The sequence below is a fragment of the Clostridium tarantellae genome (genome assembly GCF_009295725.1).
GTDB classification, from domain to species: domain Bacteria; phylum Bacillota; class Clostridia; order Clostridiales; family Clostridiaceae; genus Sarcina; species Sarcina tarantellae.
The window spans coordinates 1-2,770 of sequence record NZ_WHJC01000378.1 but is presented as its reverse complement, the minus strand read 5'-3'; the positions used below and the strand labels follow the sequence as shown (position 1 = coordinate 2,770).

At 25.2% G+C, this 2,770-nt stretch carries 3 protein-coding genes; 2 read left to right on the top strand and 1 reads right to left on the bottom strand.

All coding sequences use genetic code 11. From position 1 onward, the window contains the following. Positions 1-18: 18 nt before the first annotated feature. Positions 19-753: a methyltransferase domain-containing protein gene (locus tag GBZ86_RS14690; protein WP_152891887.1), complete on the top strand. Its 735-nt coding sequence runs from the start codon at positions 19-21 to the stop codon at positions 751-753. Positions 754-774: 21 nt separating this feature from the next. Then, positions 775-963, top strand: coding sequence for a hypothetical protein (locus GBZ86_RS14685; RefSeq protein ID WP_152891886.1), 189 nt, complete (start codon positions 775-777; stop codon positions 961-963). 21 nt (positions 964-984) lie between these two features. Here the strand turns inward: GBZ86_RS14685 and GBZ86_RS14680 are convergent, their stop codons facing one another. Then, positions 985-2,568 carry a DEAD/DEAH box helicase gene (locus tag GBZ86_RS14680; RefSeq protein ID WP_152891884.1) on the bottom strand — a complete coding sequence of 528 codons (1,584 nt, stop codon included), beginning with the start codon at positions 2,566-2,568 and terminating at the stop codon, positions 985-987. Between the last annotated feature and the right edge of the window lie 202 nt (positions 2,569-2,770).

The following is a 2,770-nucleotide window of genomic DNA, read 5'->3' as shown; positions in this document are numbered from 1 at the left end:
AAATAAGGGGTGGCACTTATGAATTTTTATAATATACTATCTAATTTATATGATGATATATTTAAGTTACAGCCACAAGTTTTAAAGTTTATAAACTATGGACTAGATAAAAATGATAAAGTTTTAAACTTATCTTGTGCAACTGGTATATATGATTTAGAATTATTTAAAGAAGGAATACAGATTATATCTATTGATGTAAGAGAAGCTATGATTTCTCAATATGAAAAAAAAATTAATTCTAGGAAAATAGAATATTATAATGAGGATATGAGAAATATAAATATTCTTTTTAAAGAAGATAAATTTAAAAAGGTTTTTTGTATTGATAATTCTATATCATATTTAGAGTCTTATTGGGAGTTTGAGGATTTAATCAATAAAATAAAAAATATATTAGAAAATAGAGGAGTTTTTGTTTTTGCTTTAAATAATTATGATAAAATTTTAAAGTTTAAAAATTTTCAATTACCATTAATATTAAATAGTAACAATAAAATTTGTTTAGAAAGATATTATAAAAATATACATAAAGAATCTATGGAATTAATTAATAATTTAAAAATATCAAAGGGTGAAGTGAATTTAATTGTAAATAAAAATATTAGAATAACACCTTTTTTAAAAGATACTATATGCAATATTTTGAGTAAAGTAGGATATTGTAATATAAAAGTTTATGGTGATTTCAATTGTAATATTTGGAATGAAAATGCTGAATTAACAATAATAGAAGCGCAGATAAAGCTTTAAAATAAGAAGGAGAATTTAAAATTGAAAGAATATGATTTATTAAATAAAAAAGAATATGAAAAAGTAGGAGAAAATGAATTTCCATTAAAATATCTCACTAAAGAAGAAATATTAGAGTTGGGATTAACGAAAAATAAATGTTGCCAAAATAATAAATCTTGTTGTAAAACGTCCTTAGGATGTTGTAAATCAAGGAGAGATATAAAATAAAGAGAGCAATTAATGCTCTCTTTATTTTTTTCTTTTTTTAGCAACTTCAATATTTACTTTTCTTTTATTTAATTTTTTACCCATACATTTTTTCATTATTACATCAACTATTTCAGAATCTACATTAGCAAAACAGAAGTTTTCTTTTATATCTATATCACCTATTTGTTTAGGGTTTATTCTAGCAGTATCTTTTAAGAAGTTAACTAATAATTTAGGTGTTAAGCCATCTCTTCTACCAACAGAGAAGAATAATCTATTTTCTTCCATAGCAGGAGATTCTAAAGTGTTTTTCTCATAATCAAAAGAAGTTTCTTTATCAAAAACTATTTTCATTAAAGCTGCTGCAACATCAACTAAGCTATATTCTTCATCTAATTCTGTAGCTATTGGAACAAATTTAGCGAAATCATTGCTTTCAATAGTTTCTTTAACTTGAGTTATCATATTTTTAAATTTACTTTCAAATATTTCATCAGCAGTTGGAACATTTTTTCTATGTATTGTACTTTTAGTACTTTTTTGTATTTGCTTAAGCATCATATATTCTTTAGGAGTAACTAATGAGTAAGCAATACCTTCTCTGTTAGCTCTACCAGTTCTTCCGATTCTATGTACATAGCTTTCACTATCTTGAGGTAAATCATAGTTAATTACATGAGTAACTCCTTCAACATCTATTCCTCTTGCAGCAACATCAGTAGCAACTAGGAAATCAAGATTACCTTCTTTAAATTTCTTTAATGTTTGAAGTCTATGATTTTGGCTCATATCTCCATGCATACCTTCAACCATATAGCCTCTAGCTTGCATACCTTCAACAACTTCATCAACACCTTTTTTAGTTTTACAGAAGATTATAGCTGCGTTTGGTTCATCAAAATCAATAACTCTGCATAATGTTTCAAATCTATCTTTATGTTTTATTTCAAAATAGTATTGAGTTATCTTAGAAACAGTTAAAGAGTTTTTCTTTATTATTATATGCTTAGCATCTTGTTTCATATATCTTTTAGCTAATTTTTTTATTGGTTCTGGCATTGTTGCAGAAAAAAGAAGGGTTTGTCTTTCGCTCTTAAGGGATTTAACTATTTCTTCTAAGTCATCAATGAATCCCATATTTAACATTTCATCAGCTTCATCTAAAACAAGAAAATCGATAGTATCTAATTGTAAGCTTTTTCTTCTCATATGGTCTAAAATTCTACCAGGAGTACCTACTACAATATCAACCCCTTGTTTTAAAGCTCTGATTTGTCTGTCTATAGGCTGACCACCATATATAGGTAATACAGAAAGTTTCTCGTATTTTCCTAATCTCATTAATTCTTCATTAACTTGTATAGCTAGTTCACGTGTTGGAGCTAAGATAAGAGCTTTAGGAGATTTTTTACCTTTAGAAGGTTCCATTCTTGTTAAAATAGAGCAACCAAAAGCAGCAGTTTTTCCAGTTCCAGTTTGTGCTTGACCTATTATATCATGTCCTTCTAAAGCTACAGGAATACTCTCAGCTTGTATTTGAGATGGTTCTTCAAAGCCCATATCTTTTATAGCTTTAAGTATACTATCTTTTAAAGATAAATCTTCAAATTTTAAATTATTCATTCTATTTCCTCTTTCTATCTAATAAATTTTTAAAAAAATAAATTCTTCGTAAATTAAACACAAAGCTAATCATAACATAGTATATGTATATAATCAAATAATATTAAAAGGTAAATTTTTAAAAATAAATTTAAGTATAAAATAAAATAAATTTAAGTATAAAATAAAAACTAATTAATTAAATTTACATTATATATAACAT

Bases quoted from the DNA above. Each gene is read 5' to 3' on its own strand.
- GBZ86_RS14690 (WP_152891887.1), top strand. From the start codon at position 19: ATGAATTTTTATAATATACTATCTAATTTATATGATGATATATTTAAG.
- GBZ86_RS14680 (WP_152891884.1), bottom strand. From the start codon at position 2,568: ATGAATAATTTAAAATTTGAAGATTTATCTTTAAAAGATAGTATACTT.